Genomic DNA, 25,819 nt, shown 5'->3' on the forward strand with positions numbered 1-25,819 from the left:
ATCGTTTATCGCCGATGAACGATGACCGAATCCGCCCTTGAAACAGACCGCGCTGCCGGCGCTCTACCCAACCGCGGCTCGGATAGCCACGCCGTCGCGGCGCGATTTTCGGCGTTGTCGCATCCGGCCCGGATCGAGATACTGAAACATCTCTCGGCCAGCAATTCCTGCTGCTGCCGCGAGGTCGTCGACCGTTTCGATCTGGCGCAGTCCACCGTGTCCCAGCATCTGAAAATTCTGGTCGAGGCCGGTCTGGTCCGCTTCGAGTCCGACCGTCAGCGCTCGCGCTATGCCGTTGATCGCGCAGCCCTTGCCGATGTATCGGCATCGTTGAACGCCCTCGTCAATTCCTGCTGCTCCGGCCGCTGACCCTCTCACCCAAAAGGCAAGAAAAGTGGTCGAAAAAACCGTCTCCGCCGACACCTCAACGCTGACGACATTGCGCAATTTGTGGCCCTATATGTGGCCAGCCGAGCGCGCCGATCTCAGGGCGCGCGTGACTTGGGCGACGCTGCTGCTGGTCGTCGCCAAGCTAACGCTGGTCGCCGGTCCCTATTTCTTTAAATGGGCAACCGATGCGCTGGCGGGCGGCTTCAAGACGCCGCCGCCGCTGCCATCTTTCATGCTTGCCCCGGTGATGCTGGTCGTCGCCTACAATGTGCTGAGGCTGGTTCAGCTTGGCTTCAACCAGTTGCGCGACGCGCTGTTTGCCCGCGTCGGCCAGCATGCGGTGCGCCAGCTTGCGTTCCGCACCTTCGTTCACATGCACCAGCTGTCGCTTCGCTTCCATCTGGAGCGCCGCACCGGCGGTCTGTCGCGCATCATCGAGCGCGGCACCAAGGGCATCGAGACGATCGTGCGCTTCATCATGCTCAACACCGCGCCGACCATCCTCGAATTCGCGCTGACCGCAGGCATATTCGGTTTCACCTATGGCTGGAAATATGTGGCCGTCGTGGCAATCACCGTCTGGCTCTACGTCTGGTTCACGGTCAAGGCCAGCGACTGGCGCATCTCGATTCGCCGCGACATGAATGACAGCGACACCGACGCCAACACCAAGGCGATCGACTCTCTGCTCAATTTCGAGACGGTCAAGTACTTCACCAATGAGCGCATGGAAGCCGACCGCTTCGACCGTTCGATGGCGCGCTACGAGGTCGCCGCCACCAAGACCTGGACCTCGCTCGGCTGGCTGAATTTTGGCCAGGGCGTCATCTTCGGCCTCGGCACGGTCGTCGTCATGTGCATGTCGGCGCTGGAGGTGCAGGCCCATACGCAAACCGTCGGCGATTTCGTCTTCATCAACGCCATGCTGGTGCAGCTTTCCGTGCCGCTCAACTTCATCGGCTTCATCTACCGTGAAATTCGCCAGGGCCTTACCGATATCGAGCACATGTTCGACCTGCTCGACGTGCCGCAGGAGATCGTCGACAAGCCGGACGCCAAGCCGCTCACCGTCGGCGCGGGCAAGGTCGAGTTCCGCGACGTGCATTTTTCCTATGATCCGAACCGCAAGATCCTGAAGGGTGTTTCCTTCGAGGTGCCGGCCGGCAAGACGGTCGCCATTGTCGGGCCTTCGGGCGCCGGCAAGTCGACCATCTCGCGACTGCTGTTCCGTTTCTACGACGTGCAGGCCGGCCAGGTGCTGATCGACGGCCAGGACATCCGGGATGTCACCCAGGACAGCCTGCGCGCGGTGCTCGGCATGGTGCCGCAGGACACGGTGCTGTTCAACGACACCATCGCCTACAACATCCGCTACGGCCGCGTCGGCGCGAGCGAGGAGGAAGTGCGCAAGGCCGCCGAACTCGCCCAGATCGGGCCGTTCATCGAAAAGCTGCCAGACGGCTACAAATCGATGGTCGGCGAACGCGGGCTGAAGCTTTCCGGCGGCGAAAAGCAGCGCGTGGCGATCGCCCGCACCATCCTGAAGGCGCCGCCGATCCTGATGCTCGACGAAGCGACTTCGGCGTTGGACAGCCACACCGAGCAGGAGATCCAGGCCGCGCTCGATCTTGTCAGCAAGGGCCGCACCACCATTGTCATTGCCCACCGCCTGTCGACGGTGATTTCCGCCGATGAGATCATCGTGCTCAAGGACGGCCAGATCGCCGAACGCGGCACCCATGTCGAGCTGATGCGCAAGCATGGCCTCTATGCCTCGATGTGGGACCGCCAGCGCGAGGCGACCGAAGCCGAGGAGCGCCTGCGCCTTGCCCGCGAGGGCGACGAGCTCGGTGTTGTCGTTCGCCGGCGGACGTCGGAGGTCAATTGATTTTTTCGCTTGACCTCAACTTAAGTTGAGATTGTACGCCTTTCGTGGAGCCCGAAAACGCCATTATCCAGGAACGGAACAATCGAAATGAACGGCATAAATCAGAACGTTAACGGCGGCAGCGTGTTCAGGGTGGACAAGTTCGTCGTCCCGGCCGCCGCCCGCAAGGAGATCCTCGTCAAGGTCAAGACGACGCATGAATTGCTGCGCCAGCAGCAGGGGTTCGTGCAGGATTTCCTGCTCGAGCAATTTTCGGGGCCAGGCGAATTCAACCTGGTGACGATCGTCGAATGGGAAAGCCAGGCGGCCGTCGACAAGGTCGTTCCGATCGTCAAGGCCGCGCATGAGCGTATCGCCTTCAGTCCGCAGGAGACGATCGCGCGCCTCGGCGTGCGGGCCGACATCGCCAACTATCAGCGGATTCCCGAGGCATAGAGCAACGTGAACTGCTCTAGGCTTACGGCCAGCCAATACCGGGTGCCGGCGCTTCAACGCTCAGCACCTGGCCGGTGCGGGCGTCGCTGACCATGTGCTCGAAGCCGCGCCACTCGGCGGCGACGATGAACAGCGTCCTCCTGTCCGCGCCGCCCAGCATGCAGGCAAAGCAGCCGCGATCGACGGTGACGATCTGCAGCACCTCGCCGCCTTCGCGCACCCGTACGCAGCGCTTGTTGGGAACATCCGCGTACCAGACCGCGCCTTCGGCATCGAGGCAGATGCCGTCGGGATAGCCGTCGAGGTCGGCCCACACGCGCCGGTTGGACAGGCTGCCGTCGGCGGCGATATCGAAGGCGGTCAGCCGGTTGCCATGGGATTCGGCAAGGATCAGCGTCTTGTTGTCCGGCGTCACCGCCATGCCGTTGGCAAAGGCGATGTTGTCAGCCACTTGCCGGACCGCGCCGTCCGGCATGATCAGCACGATGGTGCCCGGGCCGAAATACTCACCGGCAGCCGGCGCCGGCCCGCCGCCATTGACATAGATGTTGCCGCGCCCATCGACGACGATCTCGTTCCACGGGCTTTTCGACAGGCCGCGCAGATCGGCATGGGTGACGAGCCTGCCATCGACCTCCTGTCGCAGCAGCAAGCCTTCCCGGCCTGAGACGACCAGCAGCCGCCCATCCGGCAGCCAGTCGATGGAATAGGGCAGGACGGCCGGCACAGTGAGCATGATTTCGCGATTGCCGTCGGCATCGATCGCTATGATCTCGCCGGTGCCCCAGTTGCAGACCCACAGGCGTCCGTCATGCCAGCGCGGCGATTCCCCGAAGGCGAGGCCAGCACTAACGAGACGCGCCGGGGTGACCGATTGTATCCGCATTACGGAACTCCTTGTTGCGCGTCATCATGGCTGAAAGCCTTGGATGTCTCACCAAGGACGGGCGAGGGGGCTTCTTTCCGACAGCCGCTTTGTTATTTCGTTTAGGAAAAGTTGCCGATAGGGCGCTGGCACCGCATCACGGTGGCTTGTTCGTTGTCATCGGTATCGGCGCCGGCGGGTGTTGACCGCGCCGCCAGCATTTTGCAGGTACTGTAGCCCATCGTCACGCCCGCCAGCCGCAACGAATGCGGCGTCGCCGATTGTTGCGTTGCGGCGAAGGGGGCTTTCAGCTATTGAGGCCCGACCTGAAACGGAGCCCGGCCCAGCCCGATGAGCCTTGTCGATACGGTCAAGAACGCGTTCGTACCGATCCATCGCGAGGGCTATCCCTTCATCGCGGCCTTTGGCGCGGGCACACTTTTCCTTGGCTATTTCTCCTCGGTCCTGTTCTGGATCGGCCTGATCCTGACCGCCTGGTGCGTCTATTTCTTCCGCGATCCCGAACGCGTCACGCCGGTCGATGACCGCTTGGTCGTGAGCCCCGCCGATGGCATTATCTCGGCTGTAGGGCCGGCCGTGCCGCCGCGCGAGCTTGGCCTCGGCAATGTCGAGATGACCCGCATCTCGGTGTTCATGAACGTCTTTTCCTGCCATGTGAACCGCTCGCCCGTGCGCGGCCGCATCGCCAAGATCGAGCATCGGCCGGGAAAATTCCTCAACGCCGAACTCGACAAGGCCAGCACCGAGAACGAACGCAACGGCCTGGTCATCGATAGCCCCAACGGCACGGTGGCGGCCGTCCAGATCGCCGGCCTGGTGGCGCGCCGCATCGTCTGCTGGGCCGAGGCCGGCGGCTCGATCGGCACTGGCGAGCGTTTCGGCCTGATCCGCTTCGGCTCGCGTGTCGACGTGTTCCTGCCTTTGACCGCGACGCCACGCGTCGCCGTTGGCCAGACGGCCGTCGGCGGTGAAACCGTGCTCGCCGAATTCGGCGGCGTCGCCGGCACCCCGCTGGTCAGGATTTCCTGAGCCTTGGGCGCGCCGTTCAAGAAGTTCGAGGCCCATGCCAGCGGCGGTCCGCGCATCCGCGAGATCCCGATGCGCATGGTGCTGCCCAATCTGGTCACCGTTCTGGCCATCTGCGCCGGCCTGTCCGGCATCCGCTTTGCCTTCGAGGACCGCTTCGAGACGGCGGTTGTGATGGTGCTGCTGGCCGCCTTTCTCGATGGCATCGACGGCCGCCTGGCGCGGATGCTGAAGGCGACCTCCAAATTCGGCGCGCAGATGGATTCGCTCGCCGACATCGTCAATTTCGGAGTCGCGCCGGCCTTGGTGCTTTATGCCTTTCTGCTCGACCGCGCCGGCTCGCCCGGGTGGATCGCCGCCCTTCTGTTCGCCATCGCCTGCGGGCTCAGGCTCGCCCGCTTCAACGTGCTCGACGACGAGAAGGCCGAGCGTCCGCTGTGGCAGTCGGAATATTTCGTCGGCGTGCCGGCGCCGGCGGGCGCGGTGCTGGTGATGCTCCCGCTCTATCTGTTTTTTCTGAGGCTCGGGCTGGAGCCAAGCCGGCCGGTCGCCTTCGTCGCCACCGGTTTCACCGTCCTGGTCGCTTTCCTGCTGGTCAGCCGGCTACCGGTCTATTCCGGCAAGAGCATCAAGATCCCGGGCGACAGGGTGCTGCCGGTCATTCTGGCCGTCGTGCTCTACATTCTCTTGCTGATGACCTATCCCTGGTACACGCTGACCGCATCGGTCGCGGGTTATCTGATCTTCCTGCCGTTTTCCGTGCGCGCCTATTCCAAGCGCGCCAAGCTCGAAGGCGAGAAGGTGCCGCCTTCGGACATAGGTTAGAAGGTTCGCCGAAGTCCTTGATCTGACTCAGGCCGCAATGCCCCGCCCCAGCCTGTCGATCGCCAGCTTTCTGGTCGAGACATAATCGGTCTTGCCGGAGCCCAGCACCGGGATTTCCTCCACCTTGACGATGTCGTTGGGCACCATGAGTTCGGCGGCCCCGGCTTTCTTGCCGAACTGGCGCAGCTCTTCGGGATTGGCATCGTCGGCGGTGGTGACCAGCACGATGCGCTCGCCGCGCCTCTTGTCGGGCACCGCCACCGCCGCATGGCGTTCTTCCGGCCACAGCGACTGCACCAGCATCTCGACCGCGCCCAGTGACACCATCTCGCCGGCGATCTTGGCGAAGCGCTTGGCGCGGCCGCGAATGGTGATGAAGCCTTCGCGGTCGACGGCGACGATGTCGCCGGTGTCATGCCAGCCGCTCAGCGGCTGTAGCTCGCCGGGGCGGTCCGAGGTCATGTAGCCCATCATCAGATTGGGTCCGTCGAGCCACAACTGGCCGGCATCCGGGATGCCCTCGACCGGCTCCAGCTTCATGCGCATGGCCGGCAACAGACGGCCGACTGTACCATCGCGGCCGTGGATGGCGGTGTTGACCGCGACCACGGGTGCCGCCTCGGTCAGCCCGAAACCTTCGATGATCTCGGCCTGGAAGCGCTCGCGATAGACGCGGCGGGTTTCCGGCTTCACCGCCTCGGCGCCGGCGACGACGAAGCGCAGGCTGGAGAAGTCGCCATCCTTGGCGGTGCGCGCATAGTTGGCGAGGAAGGTGTCGGTGCCGAACATGATCGTCGGCTTCACCTTGCGGGCGATCTCGGGGATGATCTTGTAGTGGAGCGGCGAGGGGTAGAGGAACAGTTTTACGCCGGTGACCAGCGGCAGGATGGTGCCGCCCGTCAGGCCGAAGGAATGGAACACCGGCAGCACGTTGAGCAGAATATCGGCCGGCGAGATGGTGATGCGCGCCTCGGCCTGCATGGCATTGGCGAGAAGGTTCTTCTGCGACAGGACAACCGCCTTCGGCGTACCTTCCGAGCCCGAGGTGAACAGGATGACGCCCGGCTTGGCCGCATCCTGCCTCTGCAGCGGCAAGCGCCACAGCAAGGCGGCGGCAAGCTTGTCCAGCGCGGTGACGCTGGCCCGAACATCTTCCAGCCACAGCAGCCTGGCGCCGCCCTTCTCGACCGCGGCGACGATATCGGCAAGATCGGCCTTCTCGACGAAGGCGCGCGAGGAGATGACGGTGCGGATGACGGCCGTGCGCACGGCGGCGGTGACGCTCGCCGGCCCGGCGGTGTAGTTGATCATCGCCGCCACCCGGCCCGCCGAGAGAAGACCGACGAATGACAGCACGACGCCATTGGCGTTGGGCAGCATTATTCCCACCGCCTCGCCTGGCGCCGTCACCGCCTCGAAGCGCCTGCCCAGCACGCGGGCGCCGATGAACATCTTGCGGTAGCTCAGCGCGCCCGAGATGACGTCCTCGATGATCGGATGCGAGGCGCCGACCCTGGCCGCGGCATCGCGCATGGCCAGGAACAGGCCGCGGTCGAGGTCGTTGCCGAAAAGCCGGGCCTCTGCGACGCGGTCGAACAGCGCATTGGTGTTCGAGGCCTGGTCCGGATTGCGCGCCACCAGTTCGGCGATGGTCATCGGCTCCAGCACGCTCATCGCGAGCTGCGGAAACCAGTGCCGCGGGGCCTTGGCCGCCGGAGTCAGGGAAACCGGCAGGCTCCGTGCACCGGCGACAAAGATCGGCACGATGCGGGCGTCGGCCTGCATGGCAATGCGAGTGACGGCGCGAAACAGCCGAAACGTCTTGACGTCAGGCTCGACCGCATCCGGCAGATAGACGGCGAGCCGGCCCTTGCCCTTCAGCACACGCACCAGCCGGCGGCTGACGAAAAGATGTTCGGCATTGAAGGCGATCGTGCGGCCAACCTCACGCCAGGGTTCTAGCCACGGCGAGCGCGCCGAGACCTCGTCCAGAATGTGCAGCGTGTCATCCGGCAGCAGCGACAGCATCAACGCCGGTTCGAAGCGCGACTGGTGCGAGATGACGTAGATGACAGGAGCCTGCGCCTTGCGCGCGATCCTGATGCGGTTGTCGCTGATCCGGTAGGCGAGCTTGAAAGGCACGTAGAGCATCGCCTGGCTGAAACGCAGGCCGAGGCGGAATTTTTCCACCACGCCGATCAGCAGCCAGGCCAGAACGAGACCCGCAAGCAGCGCCAGTGTCAGGATCATGCCGCTTCTCTCCCAACGATCTTTGTCATCGCGGCTCTTACGCGGCCGCGTCGGCGCAGAGCCTAGCGCAAGTGGGCGCTAGGTCAATGTGGGAAGAGACGGTGTTCCTTCTCCCTCCGGAGGGAGAAGGAACGACCCCTACGCCGCCTTCAACCGCCCGCTGATGAAGCGGAACTCCTGCGTCTTGCCGCCATAGCCATAGGCGGCTGCCGGCACTTCATGCACGAAGGCATAGCTTTCCTCGTGCACGCCGCCCAGCAGGCGACCGAAGGCATCGAAGAGAGCCTTGAGATAGGCTTCCAGCTCGAGTTTGGTGTTGGTGCCGTCGACCACCTTGATATCCAGCCAGAACGTGTTGGTGCCATGCTCGGCCAAGGATTTGCCGCCGGCGAACCAGTGCTGCGGATCGATATAGGATACGGCAACGGCGGTGATCGTCGGATCCTTGCGCAATTGCGTGGCGGTGATCTCGGTTATTTCCCTGGCGATACTGGCGGACAAAGCGGCATCTGGCTTGCCGGTGACGCTGACATTGATGATGGGCATTTTTCATCTCCTTGGTTTCTGGCGGCATCTGACCGCCGTTGGAGAGATTATGTCACTGTCATTTAGTCAAAAAAATCGAATTGTTTTGAAATAAAGATTCGATATTATCGAACTATGGAAGCGCTCGATCCGGATCTGCTCAAAACCTTCCTCGCTTTTGTCGACAGCGGTTCGCTGGCGCGGGCGGCCATCAGCGTTGGCCGTTCGCCTTCGGCCGTGACCGCCCAGATGCAGCGGCTGGAGGAGATCGTCGGCGAGCCGCTTCTGGCGCCGCAAGGCAGGGGGCGCGGCCTGACGCCGGCCGGCGAGGACCTCGTCGGCCACGCCAGGCGCATTCTTGCCGCGCACCGTGAGGCGTGGCTGGCGCTGAAGGGCGCGCGGGCTGCAGGGCGTGTCGCCATCGGCACGACACAGGATTTCGCCGACAGCGGCCTGCCGGAGCTTTTGCGTGCCTTCGCCACCAGCCATCCGCGCGTCAGGATCGAATTGCGGGTTGGCCGCTCCGCCGAACTGGCGCAGGCACTGCAGGCCGGCAGCCTCGATCTGGCGATTGTCATGCGCCAGGCGGCCGCGCCGGACGAGGTCGGCGTCCTGCGTGAGCCGATGATGTGGCTGTGTTCAGGGAAAGGGCTGGCCTCGCGGCAGGAAGAATTGCCACTGGCGCTGCTCGATCCCTATTGCGGGTTCCGCGAGGCCGCACTGGCGGCGCTCGATGCTGCCGGCCGCCGCTACCGCATCGCCGCCGGCAGCGCCAGCCTGGCCGGACTGCGCACCGCGGTGAATGCCGGCGTTGCGCTGACCTTGCGAACCCCGCGCTTTGCCCATTTCGGCATTGTCGAAGCGCCGCGCGAGTTGGGCCTGCCGCCGGTTCCGATGGCCGAATTCGCGATCCGGCTGCGTGCCGGTGCCGATGCTTCCGCGGGCGATCTGGCGGCGCTGCTCAGCGGCAACCTGGCCCTGTCCCAGCCGCCCGGCTGATTTGGCGCCAGCCTATCGCAAGAAACCCCGACCTGCGGTCGGGCTCCTTGGCAAAGAAAAAGCCGACCTTGCGGTCGGGCCTATTTAGAAAGAAAAAGCCGACCTTGCGGTCGGCTTGGGAGTAGGACGGGCCGAGGGGTTTGGGGGGACTCGGGGGGTGGCCCGTCACACCAATAATGTCTGAGTCCGATGATGGTTCCGTGACCGCGTCACTTTATTAAGAAATATTTCACGCTGCCTGCTTCGAGCGGGCTGCCAGCCAGTCGCGGCCGGCATGGGCGAGCACCGCGCAGAGCACAATGGCGCCGCCGACCATGCTGGCGACAGGCGGTATCTCGGCCAGGAAAAGGAAGGCAAACAGGATCGCGAACGGCACTTCCGCCGAGCCGAGCAGGCCGGATTCAGGCGCCGGGATAAGCCGCGCCCCTTCCGTCCACAGGATCGACGACAATGCGAAGGACGCGCCGAAGGTGACGAGCAGAACGGCATCCCTTGCCGACACCGCCAGGGGATCGGTGATGAACCAGCCGAGAATGAACAGCAGGAAGGCTGAAACCGCGCCGGCCCACACCACCGGCGTGTCGCGGAAGGCGCGCACCATGATCATGTAGAGCGCGCTGCCGGCCGTCATCAGCAGCGCCAGCCCGTCGCCGAACAGATGGCCGGTGCCGAAGCCCGACCAGACCATGATGCCTACGCCGCACAGCGACACGGCCGCCGCGAGCATCGTCTGCAGGCGGAAAGGCTCGCGCACCAGCACCCAGGCCAGCAGGGCGGCAATGAAGGGCGACGTGGCGTAGATGACCGCGACATTGGCGACGTAGGTGAATTTGAACGCCGAGATGAAGGCGATGCTCGCCAGCGCGCCTTCCACCGCCAGCAGCCAGCCCCGCCAGCCAAGCCGCAGCGTGCCGCGGTTGCCCGAGCGATGGCGGCGCCACAGCACATAGAGGCTGATCAGGATCGAGCCGACAAAGCCGCGCCAACAGGTGATGGTCAGCGGATCGGCATGGATCGACTTGGTCAAGACACCGGTCAGGCCGAACACCGCCGCCGATGACGACACCAATATGATGCCAAGCGTGCGTTCGGTGGTTTCGGTTGTGGCGGCTGCGACGTCAGTCATGCCGGCAACCTACCCCGTCCGGTGCTGACATCGTAGGGTCAGCAGTGAGCGCCATCCGCATCACAGCCGCTTGCGGAAATGCTCGCCGCCGACAATCAGCAGCCCGGCGGCGATGATCAGGGCGGCACCCAGGAACACTTCGCGGCGCGGCACGTCGCCCCAGATCGCGAAGCCGAGCGCGAACGCCCACAACAGCGAGCTGTATTCGAGAGGCGCGAGGATCGATGTCGGCGTACGCTTCATGCCTTCGAAGAGGAGGTATTGCGCCAGGCCGCCAAGCGCGCCGACGCTGGCAAGAAGCAGCAACTGGGCCAGACCAGGCGTATGCCACCACAACAGCGCCGGCACCGCCGAAAACAGCAGGAAATAGAAGTTATTGAGGAGAAGCTGGATCATCGAGCGTTCGGCAAGCGCTGTCTTGCGCAGGAGCACGATGGCAATGGCCCACAAGAGGGCGGCCGCAAGCACCAGCAGCACCGGCACGGACAGGCCGAGATGGGTCGGGTCGCAAGCGACGAAGACGCCGGCAAAACCGATCAAAACCGCCAGCCAGCGCAACATCGGCACCTTTTCGCCGAGCAGGAACACCGAAAACACGGTGACGATGATCGGCGCTGCGTAGTAGACGGTGGTCAGCTCGGCGAGCTGCAGGCTGCGCGCGGCGTTATAGTAACAGAGCCAGGCGGCAAGGGTGAAGGCGCTGCGCACCAGCATGGGCCGCACGATCGGCGAGCGCACCGTGTCGGCAAACAGCTGCCGCCCGCCAATTGCCGCGCAGGCGCCAAGAATGGTGATGCTGCGGTAGAACATGATCTGCCAGACCGTCATTCCCGTGACCAGCAGCTTGATCGAGGCGTCCTGCGTCGAAAACAAGAGATAGGCGGCACCGGTCAGCAGGATGCCAGCGAGAACCCTTTCGCGTGTTTCGAGAATGGCGACATCGGCCATAGGCGCGGACCAAAGGTGCGGGAAGCGACAGGGATGGCTCGAGGACTCTGCGAAATCATGCCTCGGCTCCCAGCTATACGGGTGAAAGCCGACACCGCGCTACGCCAGCCCTGAGCTTGCATTGGCGCAGGGGCCACCGCGACCGTCCTTATGAGTGCGAGCCGGCCTGACGCATCCGCCATGGTCTTGCAGCAGCGGCTGACAAGTCACTTAAAACCCTGAGCCAACAATCTTGGGCGGTGCCTTGCGAACCCCGCGGCCATAGTCGAGAAGCGCGCGCTCCCAAAGCACGCTGCTCTCGTATCGATCATCGGAAAATTTCTCAAAACTGGCGTCAAAGATGATTCTGCCGTTGAAATTTGGGCTGCATTCAGCCGGATTGCGGATGACGCCTTGGGTATCGATCTGGCACCACATCCGACGCATGTCGTCAGCGACCCAGGCAAGACCGTTCGCGTAGCACCGCAGCGCCCGATATTTTGGCGGAACGAAAACGGTCCCGTCGGCTGCGGCAAGTCCCCACAATGTTTGGCCGGTGGTGTCGGTGCTGAAGAAGTGACCGCCATCCTCGCCGCAGGCAAGTACCGCTGCTCGATCCTTCTTGCGGGTCGGTTCGGGTACCTGCTGTCCCTGAGCATTGACCCATGACTTCCGACCATCGACGTCAATTACGAAAACGCCATCATCATCGGGCCGGAGATTGTCAAACTGCGGAGCTGCCGAGTATCTGCCCTTGGCATCGATCACGCCCCACTTTCCACCTTCCTCGACAGCGGCATATCCGTCCTGAAAATTGTAGACGTTGTCAAAGCTTGGCTTCGACATCAGCAAATGGCCGCCTGTGTCGACAAATCCCCACTGGCCGTTGAGGGTAACCGGGGTTGGCCGGTCGCAGTCCAGCTTGAGAAAAGCCTGCTCAAACAGATAGGATTCGGTGGGCTTGCCATTCGCATCGACGAAGCGAAACTTGCCTGACCGTTTTTCCACCTTGATGCCGGAAGGGCATTGGGAAAGGATTTCTCCGTCTTCCGGGTTCGCGACAATCTGGCCGCGCCGGTCGAGCCCAACCCATTGATCGCCGATGCGAACTATACTGACATCGCCTTTCTCAGCCAATCTGGCGTCGTCGAAATAACGGCTGCCAAGGAGTTGGCCGCTTATGTCGACGATTCCCTTTTTGTCATCGTTTCGAACCAGCTTGAGGCCATTTCGCCAATAGAAGGTGCCATCGAACTTGATCGGCACGACGAGATCTCCTTTGGAGTCTACCGCGCCGCATACCTTCCGCTTCGACGGATCGGACGGGGTCGGCTTTATATTGCACACGGTGGCGAACCCATCGGTGAGTGGGGACACGTCCTCATATCGGGGAGTGATTTGCCAGGTTCCATCCGATCGCAGGAGCCCGAACTCGCCCAAATTGTTGTCTTCGGTGCTGGCCCAAAGCAACAGATGGTCCGGGTCGTCGAAGTATCGAAGTCTGTAGATTTCCGAACTCAGGGATCGGGTCCGAACGTGCCAGAGGCGATATTGCGGCGAGGGGTTTTTGACAAAGTCGAGCTGCAAAGTCCGTTTAGCGTCCCTCAGGCTTTCGCAGCCATTGAAACCAGCCGCCTGCCAGGCACCTTCGCTGACAAGAACCGTATCTTCTCCGAACGGCATCGCGCGCGCATAGTTGGGTTCGACGACGAAGTTGCCCGAGCGATCTATGACGCCCGCCTTGCCATCAAGCACGACCTCGGCAAGGCCTTTTGTGAAGCCCGCAACCACGTCGAATTTGGCGGGAACCACGAGCTTGCCCGCACGGTCGATGAAGCCAAACTTTCCGTTGATTCTGACGCCGGCGAATCCGTCGGAAAAAGGCAGTGCGACTTCGAACCGCCATGGGATGACCTGATTTTTTGACTGGTCAACGTAGCCGCACAGGTTGAAACTGCCACCACAGGCGACCGTCAAGCCATTTGGCTCTGCCGGCTTTCCTGCAAACTGGCCGGGTGAACAGGACATGAGGACGAATGAGGCCGCTTGGTCGGTCGGGGCAAAGACCACCAGGGCGCCAAACCCCATCGCCAGCGCGTGCATCAGACATTTCCCAACCAATGCCGAGCTCCCTCAAACCGACCGAACGCGACAACCATAGCTTCGGGTTGTGGCAGAAATCCTATTCTGCAGATCTGCCGGAACTGTCTCGATCACGACGCTAAGCAAACAGACGAAAGAGGCAACGAAATGGACGCCACCGAACTTAAGGCGATGCAGGCGCCGCTGAAGCAGGCCTATCGCGAGGATGCCTCGCAGGCGCTGATCACGCTGAGAGCGAAGGGCTCTATCGACGACCAGTCGGTGGCCTGCAAGGTGGAGACGGGCAGGGCGATCGCTGTCGCTGGTCTGCATCCGGCAACCGGCGGCTCAGGCCTCGAGCTCTGCTCCGGCGACATGCTCTTGGAAGCACTCGTGGCTTGCGCCGGGGTGACGTTGAAGGCAGTGGCGACGGCGCTCGAGTTCAAGCTCGGCGCCGCAACGGTGGAAGCCGAAGGCGATCTCGATTTTCGCGGCACCCTTGGTGTCGCCAAGGATGCACCGGTCGGTTTTCGTGCCATCCGGCTCAATTTCGCTCTCGGCACGGATGAACCGCAGGAGCGCATTGATTCACTGCTGAAGCTGACCGAACGCTATTGCGTGGTGTTCCAGACCATCAGCCAGAAGCCGGAATTGACGGTGAGTGCCCGGCACTGAAAACAACAAGGCCCGCAGCCAACGGCTGCGGGCCTTGTTGCGACGGATGCTTACTGCGCGGCCGGTTCCTCGGCATCGCCCTCATCGGTGAAGGGCGAGGCGCTCGGCACGCACTGCACGGCCCAGCCAGCGGGGGTCGGCTGCTTCTGATATTCGGTGATGGCTGCGGTGCACTGTTCGCGCTTGTCGAAGGTGCTGGGCAGCACCACCATGCCGCCCTGTGGACCGGCGATTACCAGATACCAGACCAATGCTGCGGTCGTAGCCATGGGAGTTTCCTTGTTCTGCCCAGTTTGGGCTCTCGCTGTTGTGGGAGTCGCTACGATCCTAACAACTCCGGGGAAATGACGAAAGCATGACCGCCGCGCAGCTTTTCCCCCTCAGATCACAGCCGCGTGATGATGTGGCGGGTCTCTGAGTAGGGTTTGCGACCTACGCTGCTCAGTTGGTTGCAAAGCAGTAAAACAACCCGTCGCCACCGGTGCCCTTCAGGGCTTCCTGGCTGCAGCCGCCGCGTGAGGCATGCGAGGAATTCCACGATTTTGCCGCCGCCGAATCGTCGAGCCCGGTGCGGTCATGATGACCCATCATTGCCGCCCCTTCGGCGCCGCTCATCGTCCAGTCGCCGCAGGTCTGGTCGGCAATCCTGGTGCCGTCGGGTTTCGACCCTGTCAGCATGTCATGCCGGTTCGGTGTGTCGCCGCGGCCATTCACTACTTCGCCCTTTTCATTCAGCGCCGTCTGCTTGGTGATGCCGTTGGCGTCGCCGTGCAGCGAGGCGACATCGTCGGCGATTTTCTCACCCTTGGCGTTGAACCAAGGGCCTTTGCCGATGCGGTCGCGGGCATCCTCGGCGCTTGTTGAGAGATAGGCATGCCAGCTCTTGCCGGTGACGCCGGCTGCTTCGGCCAGCGAAGCGCAATGCGCGTCGGCTCCCTTCAGGCCGCCGAGATCGGCGCCCTTGCCGGAGCCGACACTGGTGACGAAGAAACTCATCTTGGCATCTTGCGAGACGGCCACACCTGATGTCGCGCCGAGAGCGGCTGCAAAGGCGGTGGCGGCAACGAAGAGAAGTCTGCGCATATCGATCCTCCTGTTTCGAATGTCCTACGTTCGAAGAACGTAGCCGGAGGCTCTTTTAATCCCTGGCATAGGCTACCCAAATGCGGTTCCGGGAGCCGTCAAAAACCAGGGCGCGAATTTATTCGGGCTGCCTGTAGGCGACGAAGCGATTGTGCTTGGCCTGGAAGATCAACCCGGTCTCTTTCAGCTCCGGGCTGGCCAACGGCACGATACGCTTGGCGATCTCGGAAGGGTGCGGCAGCGTCTCCGGATCCTCGCCTGGCACGGCCTGGGCCCGCATGGCGGTGCGGGTGGCGCCTGGGTCGGCGGCATTGACGCGCAGCGGCAGGCTTTGCGTCTCATGCGCCCAGGAGCGCATCATGGTCTCGACCGCCGCCTTCGAAGCCGCGTAAGGTGCCCAGAAAGCGCGTGCCGAATGCGCCGCGTTGGACGACAGGATGATGGCCCGGCCGGCATCCGAAAGCCTGAGCAGCGGGTCGACCGAGCGGATCAGCCGCCAGGTCGAGGTGACGTTGATGGTCATCACCTTTTCGAAGGTCTTGGCCTCGACATGGCCGATCGGCGAGATGACGCCGAGCACACCGGCATTGGCAACGAGGATGTCGAGCTTGCCCCAGCGTTCATGGATGGCGCCGCCCAGCCGGTCGATGCCGGCCATGTCGACGAGATCGAGCGGCACCAGCGTCGCCTGGCCGCCGGCCGCCTTGATCTGGTCGTCGAGTTCCTCCAGCCCGCCGACCGTGCGCGCGACCGCGATGACATGAGCCCCGGCGGCGGCTAATTCCTTGGCGATGAAATAGCCGATGCCGCGCGAGGCGCCGGTGACGACCGCGACGCGGCCGGTAAGGTCGAGGGTCATGCGAGAATTTCCGTAAGGTCTGGCCTACGCCCCACTGTTCGCCAGCAGCGACAGCGTGCGCACATTGTCGTGGCCTTCGAAGTCGAGCAGGCGGGTCGGATACTGGCCGGTGAAGCAGGCGTCGCAGAACTGCGGTTGCTCATCGTTGCGGCTGGCCTCGCCGACCGCGCGGTAGAGGCCGTTGATGGAGAGGAAGCCCAGCGAATCGACACGGATGAATTCGGCCATCTCTTCCACCGACATGCGCGAAGCCAGGAGCTTCGATTTCTCCGGTGTGTCGACGCCGTAGAAGCAGGAGGCGCTGGTCGGCGGCGAAGCAATGCGCATATGCACTTCCCGGGCGCCGGCATCGCGCACCATCTGCACGATCTTCTGGCTGGTGGTGCCGCGCACGATCGAATCGTCGACCAGCACGACACGCTTGCCCTCGATCATACGGCGGTTGGCGTTGTGCTTCAGCTTGACGCCCATGTGGCGGATCGAATCGCCGGGCTGGATGAAGGTACGGCCGACATAGTGGTTGCGGATGATGCCGAGCTCGAAGGGAATGCCGGCCGCCTGGCTGAAGCCGATCGCAGCGGGCGTGCCCGAATCCGGCACCGGCACGACGATGTCGGCCTCGACGGGGTTTTCCTGTGCCAGCTCTGCGCCGATGCGCTTGCGCACCTCGTAGACGTTGCGGCCCTCGACCGAAGAATCCGGCCGGGCGAAATAAACATATTCGAAGATGCAGAAGCGCGTTTTCTGCGGCTCGAACGGGAACAGGCTTTCAATGCCCTTGGAGGTGACGACGACCATCTCGCCGGGCTTCAGGTCGCGCACGAAACGCGCACCGATGATATCGAGCGCGCAGGTCTCGGAAGCGAGGATCCAGGCACCGTCGAGGTCGCCCAGCACCAGCGGGCGGATGCCGAGCGGATCGCGGCAGCCGATCATCTTCTTGGCCGTCATCGCCACCAGCGAGAAGGCACCTTCAACCTGCCGCACGGCGTCGATGAAGCGCGAGTTGAGGTCGCGTTCCTTGCTGGTCGCAACCAGATGCAGAAGCGTCTCGGTGTCGGAGGTCGAGGAGAAGATCGCGCCCTGCTTCTGCAGCGCGCGCTGCACCGTCATGGCGTTGGTCAAATTACCATTGTGGGCGACGGCGAAGCCGCCATCGGCCAACTCGGCGAAGAAGGGCTGGATGTTGCGCATGCCGGCGCCGCCTGTCGTGGCGTAGCGCGTATGGCCGATGGCGCGGTTGCCTTGCAGGCTGTCAATGACGCGCTGCTTGGTGAAAGTGTCGCCGATCAGGCCGACATGGCGTTCGACATGGAACTGGCTGCCGTCATAGGAAACGATGCCTGCCGCTTCCTGGCCCCGATGCTGCAGCGCATGCAGGCCGAGTGTGACGATTGCCGCTGCGTCCTGCCGGCCGAAAATGCCGAAGACACCGCATTCGTCGTGGAAATGGTCGTCGGCCTCGGCGGAAAGCACGTCGTCTGCGTCTGCCATCTTAAGCTCCGCTAAAATCGCCATATAATGCGGGTTCGCGTCGAAAGCAACGCGCGCCGTAAAGTCGTTCACACCATCGTCTGCTCGGGCGCCCTTTCGGGTGTCAGTTTGCCGGTGCTGCTGGTGCGGCCGGTGCTGGCTTGGCTGTGTTGTCCGCGGGGCCAGCGTCATTGTCGTCCGGGGCCGGCGCATTTGCATCGTCACCTGTTGCCGGCACATCCGCCGCTGGCGCATCCGGGGCGGCCGGAGTCTCGCCACCCGCTTTCGGGCTGAGCTTCTTGAGGATTGCGTTTTCGGTGTCGGCGGGCAGCAGGTTCTCGATCTTGGCGCCGATCGATTCCAGCAATGGCCGTGATTTGGCGTCGGTCACCCAGGCCGGGGCCTTGGCGCCGGCCAGCCAGTTGAAGAACAAAAGCGCCACCGCGACGACGAGGATGCCGCGCGCGGCGCCATAGAGGAAACCGAGCGTGCGGTCGAGTGCGCCGATGCGCGAATCGATGATCCAGTCGGCCAGCTTCATGGTGATGACGGAGACGACAATCAGCGCGACGACGAAGACGACGCCGGCGGAGGCCGCCATGGCGATCTTCTCATTCTCGATGTAGGGCTTCAGATAGGGCAGGACGGGCTTGTAGAAGAAGAAAGCCGCCGCCGCCGCTGCCGCCCATGAGACGACCGACAGGACCTCGCGCGAAAAGCCGCGAACCATGGCGAGCATCGCCGAGACCAGGGTGAAGCCGACCAGGATTCCGTCAAGCAGCGTAATCGGCATGTCTTTCGCCCCACTCCGATCTCTTTTTCACGGCTCGGCGAGCCGCGTCATTCTTCGTCGTCCACGCGGCTTCGACGTGAGCCGGCTATGCGTGCCACGAGGTCGGCAAGCTCGGTGGGCTGGAAAGCACCGGCCCCGATCCCTCCGGCAAGTTCCTCGCTGCCCAAGGGCAGAACCGCGCTACCAAAACCCAGCTTTTCGGCTTCCTTGAGGCGCTGCTGCGCATGCGCGACCGGCCTCACAGCACCCGACAGGCTGATTTCGCCGAAATAGACGCAATCGGCGGGAAGGGCAAGACCAGTGAGCGAGGAAACCAGTGCGGCGGCGACCGCGAGATCGGCCGCCGGCTCGCTGATGCGATAGCCGCCGGCGACGTTGAGATAGACGTCGTGCTGGCCGAAGCGAACGCCGCAATGCGCCTCCAGCACCGCCAGCACCATCGACAGTCGAGCGCCGTCCCAGCCGACCACTGCCCGGCGCGGCGTGCCGAGCGAGGATTGCGCTACCAGCGCCTGGATCTCGACCAGAACCGGCCTCGTGCCTTCCATACCGGCGAAAACGGCGGCACCCGGAGACTTGGCATGCCGCTCGCCGAGAAACAGCTCCGACGGGTTGGAGACTTCGCGCAAACCCTTGTCCGACATTTCGAAGACGCCGATTTCGTCGGTCGGTCCGAAGCGGTTCTTCACCGTGCGCAGGATGCGGTAATGGTGGCCGCCTTCGCCCTCGAAATAGAGCACGCCGTCGACCATGTGCTCGACCACGCGCGGGCCGGCGATCTGGCCTTCCTTGGTGACATGGCCGACCAGCACGATCGCGGCACCCGTGGATTTCGCATAGCGGATCATCGCCTGGGCGGAGGCGCGCACCTGGGTGACCGTACCCGGCGCCGAATCGGCAAGGTCGGTCCACAGCGTCTGGATGGAATCGAGAATGACCAGATCCGGCCGCTTGCCGTCGGCGATCGTGGCAAGAATGTCCTCGACATTGGTCTCCGCCGCCAGCTCGACCGGTGTGTCGGCGACGCCGAGCCGCTGCGCCCTCAGCCTGATCTGCGCGACGGCTTCTTCGCCCGAGACATAGACGATGCGGTGGCCTCGCGACGCCAGCGCGGCGGCAGCCTGGGTGAGCAGCGTCGACTTGCCGATGCCGGGATCGCCGCCGACCAGAAGTGCGGAGCCGCGCACGAAGCCGCCGCCGGTGGCGCGGTCGAGCTCGCCGATGCCCGAGATGATGCGCGGCGCGTCCTCGATGTCGCCCGAAAGCGTGGTCAGCACCACCGCTCGGCCCTTGCGGGCGTTGCGCGTATTGGCAGGCCCCGAGCCGATGCCACCGGAGGTGCCTTCCTCGACCAGCGTGTTCCATTCGCCGCAGGCATCGCATTTGCCGGCCCAGCGCTGATGCACCGATCCGCAATTCTGGCAGATGAACTGGACGCGCGATTTGGCCATCAGTTTATCGATTCCAAAAGATATTTCTGGCGATCCCAATAGATCGGCAACGCCTCTTCGATCATATCGAAATGGATGCGGCGCTGACCGTTGCTTTGGGCCCAATTGTCATATGCCGACCAACACGCATAGGTGAATAATTGACGGCGAAGTTGTTCTCTCGTCTGACTTCCTCGTGGAGCGTCTCAAGTAATTTCATAAGTGCGGTCGAAAGGCGGCGTTCCTTGAGCCGTTGCATCAGAAGGAATGAACATCCGATCGCAGACACGGACGTATCGTGCCGGGATTCTTGCAGCGAAAGAGCCAAAAAGCTCAGAAGATCATCGATGTCGGCGGCCCTTCCAAGCTTCCATATTCGATAGAGACCAGTCACTGCCGCGCTTCTTGTGTAGTCGTCGACATTTTTGGCAAGGAATTTCCGCACCAATTCGATGTTCTCGGACGTCGGTTCGCTCGAATAGCAAAACACCAGCAAACCGGCGTGCGATTTCGGGCTAGAAATTGACTGGGCAGATTTCAAATAATTAGCCAGTTGAGTGCGTTCGTCCTCGGAGATTTCGTACGCTTCAAACTTCATTCTCTGATAAATATCGCTAAAGTCCAATCGGTTGCTCCGCGACCAAGCTATTCAAACCTCTCCGCAATATGATGCTCTTCCGCCAGATCGGAGAAGCGGGTGAATTCGCCGTGGAAGGCGAGCGTTACCGAGCCTGTCGGGCCGTGGCGCTGCTTGGCGACGATCACCTCGGCCTTGCCGCGCATCTCGTTCATCTCGTTTTCCCACTTGACGTATTCCTCGGTGCCAAGCTTCGGCTCGCGGTTCTTGAGGTAATACTCCTCGCGATAGACGAACATCACGACATCGGCGTCCTGCTCGATCGAGCCGGATTCACGCAAGTCGGAGAGCTGTGGACGTTTGTCCTCACGGCTTTCGACCTGACGCGACAGCTGCGACAGGGCGATGATCGGCACGGCGAGTTCCTTGGCCAGCGCCTTCAGGCCCGTGGTGATCTCGGTGATTTCCTGCACGCGGTTCTGCGAGGCCCTGGCGGATGAACCCTGCATCAGCTGGATATAGTCGATGACGATCAGGTCGAGGCCGCGCTGCCGCTTCAGGCGACGCGCGCGGGCGGACAGCTGGGCAATGGAAATACCACCGGTCTGGTCGATGAAAAGCGGGATCTTCTGCATGGTCTGCGAACAGGCGACCAGCTTTTCGAAATCCATTTCGCTGATTTCGCCGCGGCGGATTTTCGACGACGAGATTTCCGTCTGCTCGGAAATGATACGGGTCGCCAGCTGCTCCGACGACATTTCGAGCGAGAAGAAGCCAACCACGCCGCCATTGGCCGCCTTGAACGATCCGTCGGCCTGCTGCGCCGGCACATAGGCCTCGGCGATGTTGAAGGCGATGTTGGTGGCGAGCGACGTCTTGCCCATGCCCGGGCGTCCGGCGAGCACGATCAAATCGGACGATTGCAGGCCGCCCATGCGGCGGTCGAGATCGCGCATGCCGGTGGCAAGACCCGACAGATGGCCGTCGCGCATATAGGCCGCGTTGGCCATGTCGACGGCCGTCTTGACCGCGTCGGTGAAGCTCTCGAAGCCGCCATCGTAGCGGCCGGTTTCGGCCAGTTCGAACAGGCGGCGCTCGGCGTCCTCGATCTGCTCGGAGGGCGACATGTCGACCGGCGCGTCATAGGCGATGTTGACCATGTCCTCGCCGACCGTGATCAGCGCGCGGCGCGTCGCCAAATCATAGATGGCGCGGCCGTAGTCGGTGGCGTTGACGACGGTGACGGCTTCGACCGCCAGGCGCACGATATATTGCGCCACCGTCATGTCGCCGACCTTTTCGTCGGCCGGCAGGAAGGTCTTCAGGGTGATCGGCGTCGCCACCTTGCCCATGCGGATGAGCTCGGCGGCGATCTCGAAGATCCTGCGATGCAGGGGTTCGTAGAAGTGGCCTGGCTTCAGGAAGTCGGAGACGCGGTAGAAGGCATCGTTGTTGACGAGGATCGCGCCGAGCAGCGCCTGCTCGGCCTCGATATTGTTCGGTGCCTCGCGATAGAGCGGTTGCTCCGCCACGCCGAATTTCCGCGCTGCCTCTGCCATGACATCCCCGATTTCAATCCCACCTTGCCGTAGCAGACCACGTTAAGGGCGGGTGAAGATTCGTCGTCCTCTCCTGCTTGTTCACAGCACAAAAAAATCGGTGGAAAGAATCCCGATTGACTCGAATCAGGCGGCCGACCGTAGCGAATCTGCATCAGGAACAAAACAGGAAAATACACTGCAACAAGGTCGGACGAGTCTAGTCGCGCAGGGTGCGATGTTCGGCGAGTTGATCGAGACGAGTCTCTAGGAAACGTCGTTCTGCCGGCTGGCGGGTCAGGTCCAGCGCCCGCTGGTAGGAGGCGCGTGCAGCTTCGGCTAGGCCTAACCTGCGCAACATATCGGCCCGCGCCGCGTGTGCCAGATGGTAGCCATCGAGGCTGCCTTGTGCCATCACGTCTTCGATCGCCGTTAGACCGGCTTGTGGCCCGTCGCGCATGCCAAGGGCGGCGGCACGGTTCAGCGTCACCACCGGGGAGGCGGCGACGCGCCCCAGCACATCATAAAGTGCAACGATCTGGGTCCAGTCGGTGTCCGCCGTCCTCGCCGCTTCCGCGTGGATGGAGGCAATGGCCGCCTGGAGGATGTAGGGTCCAACCTGTCGCGAAGCGAGCGCCCGCCCAATGAGGCCGTTGGCTTCGCCGATCAGCCCGCGGTCCCATAGCGACCGGTCCTGATCTTCGAGCAGGACGAGGTCGCCATTCGCACCGACCCGCGTCGCACGCCTTGCCTCATGCAGCAACATCAACGCCAGCAGCCCATGTGCTTCGGGCTGGTCGAGCAAATCCACCACCAGCCGGCCGAGGCGGATCGCCTCGGCGCACAGATCGGCCCGCGTCAGGCTTGGTCCCTGGGTTGCCGCGTAACCCTCGTTGAAGATCAGGTAGATCACCTGCAACGCACTTTCGAGGCGCGCCGGCAACTGGTTGCGGTCGGGGACTTCGTAGGGGATGGCCTCGTCGCGGATCCTTGCCTTGGCCCGAACGATACGCTGGGCGACGGTCGGCGCCGGCGTCAGATAAGCACGGGCGATCTCTTCGGTGGTCAAGCCGCCCACCTCGCGCAGGGTCAAGGCAATGCGTGCGTCCGGCGCCAGCGCCGGATGGCAGCAGACGAAGATAAGCCGCAGTTCATCGTCCGCTATGTCTTCAGGCGTGATCGGTTCCGCTGTCTGTTCGCTCAAGGCCAACAGTTCCGGCAAAGTGCCGGCCAGCCGCGCTTCCCGGCGCCAGCGATCGATGGTTCTGAAGCGGCCGGCTGAGACCAGCCAGGAATAGGGATTGGCCGGCAGGCCTTGGCGCGGCCATTGCTCGGCGGCGGCGGCAAAGGCCTCATGTAGGGCCTCCTCCGCCGCGTCGAACCCGCCGAGCAGGCGGATCAAGGTCGCCAGCACGCGCCGCGCCTCGGTGCGATACACCGTCTCCAGGCAGGCATGCGTGCCGGCGACGCTCACAGCACCGGCCGGGGCTGGCTGAAGTCGACGACCGGACGGACTTCAATGTGGCCGATCGTGGCCAAAGGATGTCCGCTTGCCACTCGCACGGCCTCGTTGAGGTCGCGGGCCTCGATGACGATGATCCCGCCCAGCATTTCCTTGGTCTCCATGAACGGGCCGTCGACCGCCGACATCTTGCCGTCGCGGACCTGCAAGGTCATCGCTTCTTCTGGCAGCACCAGGGCCTCGGCGGCGACGAAATGGCCGCTGGCCTTGAGCACCTCGTCGTATCCAGCGCACTCGGCAAGCGCCGCATTGGCCTGCGGACTTCCGCCGAAGAGTGTCTGAGGATGGTAGTAGATGAGACAGGCATAGCGCATGATGGTTTCCTGGTCTTGATTTGCGATGTCAGGCGTCGAGGATCGGCGCGAAGCCGCCATGGACCCTTCGATGGTTGTCGTAGGGCATGATGTCGGCATACATGCGCGGATCGGCAATCACCTTCTTCCAGCCTTCGTCACGAACCTGCTTCGACGGCCATTCCACCCAGGAATAGACGATGGCTTCCCCGTCCGTCGCCTTCACCGCTGTCCTGTAGTCGGTGACCTCGCCGTCGGAGATGTCGTCGCCCCAGGCTTCGACGATGCGGGTGGCGCCGAATTCCCCGATCACGGCGGCATGCTTTGACGCCACGGCAAGGTAGGCGGCCTTATTGGCGATGGGAACTGGCACCAGAGAGCCATCAATATACCCGGGCTTGCCGGAAGCGCCTTCGTCGATGATCGATGCGAAGCCGCCTATCATCATGCGCTGGCCGTCGAAGGGCATCGTTGCGACGATCTTCGCCAGACGCGGATCGCTCATCATCGTGTGGTAGGCGGCGTCCGCCGCTGCCTTGTCGGGATATTCGTGCCACGAAAAGATGACGACCTCGTCCGGCGTTGCCTTCACGGCGCGCCTGAAGTCGGTGGTCTTGCCGCCGCGCACGTCGTCACCCCAGGCTTCAACCATCCGGGTCGTGCCGAATTCCTTCAGCACCGATGCCGCCTCGGTGACATGCCTGCGATAGGCTTCCTTGCTGGCGGCGGGCACGGCGGCGACAAATCCTGCGATATAGTTCACTGTCTTTCTCCTGTTGGCTGATGCTGCTTGACGCTTTGGCTTCCCGGAAGCTCCGAGAACGCCAATGGTCGAACGGCCCAGCCCGGATTCGACATGGCTGCGAAATTTTTCTTGGGCGGCGCTGTCTGAGTGCCGTGGCGCTCTATTCGGACACCAGTCTGTCGCCCCAGTTGAGCCGCCGGGCCAGCTTGAAGTCGGCGCCGTCACGCTTGGTGAACAGTTGCTCCGTGGCCGTGCCGTCTTCCTGGCAAAGCTTGAGCAGAACCTTGCCCGAACCGGATTTCGGCGGTGCGATGACCCGCGCGGCGTGCGAGGCGGCCGGCTGGCGCGACGCGGCGACAAAGATGAATTTCTCGTCTTCCCACGGAACATCGGCGTCCTTGGCCAGCCGGTGCAGGCGCGAGCGGGCGACGCGACGGGAAAAGTGGCACCAGTCGGGTGGGGTAAGCGGGCAGGGCGCCTCGTGCGGACAAGGCGCCAGCAGATGCGCCCCGGCGGCGATCAACTGCGCGCGCACCGCCAGGATGCGCTGCCAGCCCGCCGGCGTGCCCGGTTCGACGATCAGCAGCGTGTCTGTCGTCAGCTGCCACAGCCGGTCGACCATTTTGGGCAACGATGCCGGCACGATCTCGTCCAGCACATAGGCGCAAGTGACGAGGTCCGCCGGCCGAAGATCGGCAAGGTCTATCGTGACGTCGCCGGCACGCCAGATGGTTCGGGTTGTGATGGCATCGGCGGCAAGCGTCTCGCCGACCTTGCGCACCGCGGCACTCGCTTCCAACAGCACAGCCTGTTCGAGATCGGGCCAGAGATCGTTGGTGGCCCAAAGCACCGTACCAGGACCGGCGCCGACATCGAGCAGGGTTTTCGGCTCGAAGTCCGGCCGGGTCGCGTTCAGTGCGTCGAGACTGGCGCGGACCGCGGCATAGGTCGCCGGCAGCCGCGTCGCCAGATAGGCTTTGACCGCCATGTCCTGCGCCATGTGCAGGCGGCCGTCGCGCAGTTCAGCGCGGTAGCGGTCCGACAGGGTTTTCGCCGCTTGCTTCAGCTCAGGCAGCGGGATTTTTTCCAGGATGCGATCGACGGCTTGTCGAAGAGGGGCCGGCAGTTCCACGCTATGCTCCTCGCGGAGCGAGCACGATGAGCGACGCGCCGGCTATGCACAGTGCGGCGCCAGCAAGATCCCAGCGGTCGGGCCGCACGCCTTCCACCAGCCACAGCCAAGCCAGCGAGGCGGCGATGTAGATGCCGCCATAAGCGGCATAGGCGCGGCCCGCCGCATTGGTGTCGACTAGCGCCAGAAGCCAGGCGAACAAAAGCAGCGAGACGAAGCCTGGAGCCAGCCACAAGGGCGATCTTTCCAGCCGCCACCAGGCCCATACCGAAAAACAGCCGGCGATCTCGGCGAGCGCCGCAGCGGCATAGAGGAGATAAGTCATGAAAAAGGCCTCGCG

26 protein-coding genes are annotated in these 25,819 nt (G+C 63.3%); 7 read left to right on the top strand and 19 right to left on the bottom strand.

Going from position 1 to position 25,819, the window contains the following annotated elements:
* Positions 1–21 precede the first annotated feature (21 nt).
* The 3 genes from ACVILI_RS14660 (at position 22) to ACVILI_RS14670 (ending at position 2,713) form a co-directional block, all read left to right on the top strand.
* Complete coding sequence (locus tag ACVILI_RS14660) at positions 22–369, top strand: ArsR/SmtB family transcription factor (protein WP_038645685.1); 348 nt, start codon at positions 22–24, stop codon at positions 367–369.
* Between the two features lie 25 nt (positions 370–394).
* Positions 395–2,278 (top strand): ABCB family ABC transporter ATP-binding protein/permease, encoded by a 1,884-nt coding sequence (locus ACVILI_RS14665; RefSeq protein ID WP_019857240.1) that lies wholly within the window; start codon positions 395–397, stop codon positions 2,276–2,278.
* Between the two features lie 87 nt (positions 2,279–2,365).
* The gene (locus tag ACVILI_RS14670; RefSeq protein ID WP_038645687.1) at positions 2,366–2,713 is read left to right on the top strand and encodes an antibiotic biosynthesis monooxygenase family protein; all 348 of its coding nucleotides are present in this window, start codon (positions 2,366–2,368) and stop codon (positions 2,711–2,713) included.
* A 22-nt stretch (positions 2,714–2,735) separates the two neighbouring features.
* On the opposite strand, the gene ACVILI_RS14675 is transcribed toward ACVILI_RS14670, so the two are convergent.
* On the bottom strand, positions 2,736–3,599 hold the full coding sequence (locus tag ACVILI_RS14675; protein ID WP_240564694.1) for an SMP-30/gluconolactonase/LRE family protein: 864 nt from the start codon (positions 3,597–3,599) through the stop codon (positions 2,736–2,738).
* Between the two features lie 330 nt (positions 3,600–3,929).
* Between ACVILI_RS14675 and ACVILI_RS14680 the strand changes: the two genes are divergently transcribed.
* A complete protein-coding gene (locus ACVILI_RS14680; protein WP_038645692.1) occupies positions 3,930–4,628 on the top strand; it encodes a phosphatidylserine decarboxylase in 699 nt (232 codons plus the stop codon).
* A 3-nt stretch (positions 4,629–4,631) separates the two neighbouring features.
* Positions 4,632–5,450 carry a CDP-alcohol phosphatidyltransferase family protein gene (locus tag ACVILI_RS14685; protein ID WP_019857246.1) on the top strand — a complete coding sequence of 273 codons (819 nt, stop codon included), beginning with the start codon at positions 4,632–4,634 and terminating at the stop codon, positions 5,448–5,450.
* A 27-nt stretch (positions 5,451–5,477) separates the two neighbouring features.
* On the opposite strand, the gene ACVILI_RS14690 is transcribed toward ACVILI_RS14685, so the two are convergent.
* Complete coding sequence (locus ACVILI_RS14690) at positions 5,478–7,700, bottom strand: AMP-binding protein (RefSeq protein WP_240564695.1); 2,223 nt, start codon at positions 7,698–7,700, stop codon at positions 5,478–5,480.
* Positions 7,701–7,838: 138 nt separating this feature from the next.
* Positions 7,839–8,246, bottom strand: coding sequence for a tautomerase family protein (locus ACVILI_RS14695; protein ID WP_038645694.1), 408 nt, complete (start codon positions 8,244–8,246; stop codon positions 7,839–7,841).
* A 114-nt stretch (positions 8,247–8,360) separates the two neighbouring features.
* Between ACVILI_RS14695 and ACVILI_RS14700 the strand changes: the two genes are divergently transcribed.
* Positions 8,361–9,224 carry a LysR substrate-binding domain-containing protein gene (locus ACVILI_RS14700; protein WP_038645696.1) on the top strand — a complete coding sequence of 288 codons (864 nt, stop codon included), beginning with the start codon at positions 8,361–8,363 and terminating at the stop codon, positions 9,222–9,224.
* Positions 9,225–9,453: 229 nt separating this feature from the next.
* Here the strand turns inward: ACVILI_RS14700 and ACVILI_RS14705 are convergent, their stop codons facing one another.
* From ACVILI_RS14705 to ACVILI_RS14715, 3 genes are all read right to left on the bottom strand, one after another.
* Entirely contained in the window at positions 9,454–10,350 is an 897-nt protein-coding gene (locus tag ACVILI_RS14705) for a DMT family transporter (RefSeq protein ID WP_038645697.1), read from the bottom strand.
* A gap of 60 nt (positions 10,351–10,410) precedes the next feature.
* Positions 10,411–11,298, bottom strand: coding sequence for a DMT family transporter (locus ACVILI_RS14710; protein WP_038645699.1), 888 nt, complete (start codon positions 11,296–11,298; stop codon positions 10,411–10,413).
* 210 nt (positions 11,299–11,508) lie between these two features.
* Positions 11,509–13,380: a WG repeat-containing protein gene (locus ACVILI_RS14715; protein ID WP_081296147.1), complete on the bottom strand. Its 1,872-nt coding sequence runs from the start codon at positions 13,378–13,380 to the stop codon at positions 11,509–11,511.
* Between the two features lie 147 nt (positions 13,381–13,527).
* On the opposite strand from ACVILI_RS14715, the gene ACVILI_RS14720 reads away from it, so the two are divergent.
* Positions 13,528–14,034 (top strand): OsmC family protein, encoded by a 507-nt coding sequence (locus ACVILI_RS14720; protein WP_027046675.1) that lies wholly within the window; start codon positions 13,528–13,530, stop codon positions 14,032–14,034.
* 50 nt (positions 14,035–14,084) lie between these two features.
* On the opposite strand, the gene ACVILI_RS14725 is transcribed toward ACVILI_RS14720, so the two are convergent.
* From ACVILI_RS14725 to ACVILI_RS14785, 13 genes are all read right to left on the bottom strand, one after another.
* Positions 14,085–14,303, bottom strand: coding sequence for a hypothetical protein (locus ACVILI_RS14725; protein ID WP_038645700.1), 219 nt, complete (start codon positions 14,301–14,303; stop codon positions 14,085–14,087).
* A 172-nt stretch (positions 14,304–14,475) separates the two neighbouring features.
* Positions 14,476–15,117: a hypothetical protein gene (locus ACVILI_RS14730; RefSeq protein WP_019857253.1), complete on the bottom strand. Its 642-nt coding sequence runs from the start codon at positions 15,115–15,117 to the stop codon at positions 14,476–14,478.
* Positions 15,118–15,235: 118 nt separating this feature from the next.
* On the bottom strand, positions 15,236–15,976 hold the full coding sequence (locus tag ACVILI_RS14735; RefSeq protein WP_038645702.1) for an SDR family NAD(P)-dependent oxidoreductase: 741 nt from the start codon (positions 15,974–15,976) through the stop codon (positions 15,236–15,238).
* Positions 15,977–16,000: 24 nt separating this feature from the next.
* Positions 16,001–17,470 (bottom strand): amidophosphoribosyltransferase, encoded by a 1,470-nt coding sequence (purF, locus tag ACVILI_RS14740; protein ID WP_019857255.1) that lies wholly within the window; start codon positions 17,468–17,470, stop codon positions 16,001–16,003.
* Positions 17,471–17,573: 103 nt separating this feature from the next.
* Positions 17,574–18,242: a CvpA family protein gene (locus ACVILI_RS14745; RefSeq protein WP_019857256.1), complete on the bottom strand. Its 669-nt coding sequence runs from the start codon at positions 18,240–18,242 to the stop codon at positions 17,574–17,576.
* 47 nt (positions 18,243–18,289) lie between these two features.
* Positions 18,290–19,693 carry a DNA repair protein RadA gene (gene radA / locus ACVILI_RS14750; protein ID WP_019857257.1) on the bottom strand — a complete coding sequence of 468 codons (1,404 nt, stop codon included), beginning with the start codon at positions 19,691–19,693 and terminating at the stop codon, positions 18,290–18,292.
* Between the two features lie 61 nt (positions 19,694–19,754).
* Positions 19,755–20,270 carry a hypothetical protein gene (locus tag ACVILI_RS14755; protein ID WP_457102473.1) on the bottom strand — a complete coding sequence of 172 codons (516 nt, stop codon included), beginning with the start codon at positions 20,268–20,270 and terminating at the stop codon, positions 19,755–19,757.
* A gap of 47 nt (positions 20,271–20,317) precedes the next feature.
* Positions 20,318–21,808: a replicative DNA helicase gene (locus ACVILI_RS14760; protein WP_019857258.1), complete on the bottom strand. Its 1,491-nt coding sequence runs from the start codon at positions 21,806–21,808 to the stop codon at positions 20,318–20,320.
* Between the two features lie 199 nt (positions 21,809–22,007).
* On the bottom strand, positions 22,008–23,261 hold the full coding sequence (locus ACVILI_RS14765) for an RNA polymerase sigma factor (RefSeq protein WP_038645706.1): 1,254 nt from the start codon (positions 23,259–23,261) through the stop codon (positions 22,008–22,010).
* Entirely contained in the window at positions 23,258–23,623 is a 366-nt protein-coding gene (locus ACVILI_RS14770; protein WP_027046676.1) for a YciI family protein, read from the bottom strand. The genes ACVILI_RS14765 and ACVILI_RS14770 overlap by 4 nt, the downstream gene beginning before the upstream one ends.
* 28 nt (positions 23,624–23,651) lie before the next feature.
* Positions 23,652–24,365 (bottom strand): DUF1428 domain-containing protein, encoded by a 714-nt coding sequence (locus ACVILI_RS14775; RefSeq protein WP_038645708.1) that lies wholly within the window; start codon positions 24,363–24,365, stop codon positions 23,652–23,654.
* Positions 24,366–24,507: 142 nt separating this feature from the next.
* The gene (locus ACVILI_RS14780; RefSeq protein ID WP_038645711.1) at positions 24,508–25,479 is read right to left on the bottom strand and encodes a small ribosomal subunit Rsm22 family protein; all 972 of its coding nucleotides are present in this window, start codon (positions 25,477–25,479) and stop codon (positions 24,508–24,510) included.
* A 1-nt stretch (position 25,480) separates the two neighbouring features.
* Positions 25,481–25,804, bottom strand: coding sequence for a YnfA family protein (locus tag ACVILI_RS14785; RefSeq protein ID WP_038645713.1), 324 nt, complete (start codon positions 25,802–25,804; stop codon positions 25,481–25,483).
* Positions 25,805–25,819: the final 15 nt, after the last annotated feature.

This window comes from Mesorhizobium sp. USDA 4775, assembly GCF_054062655.1.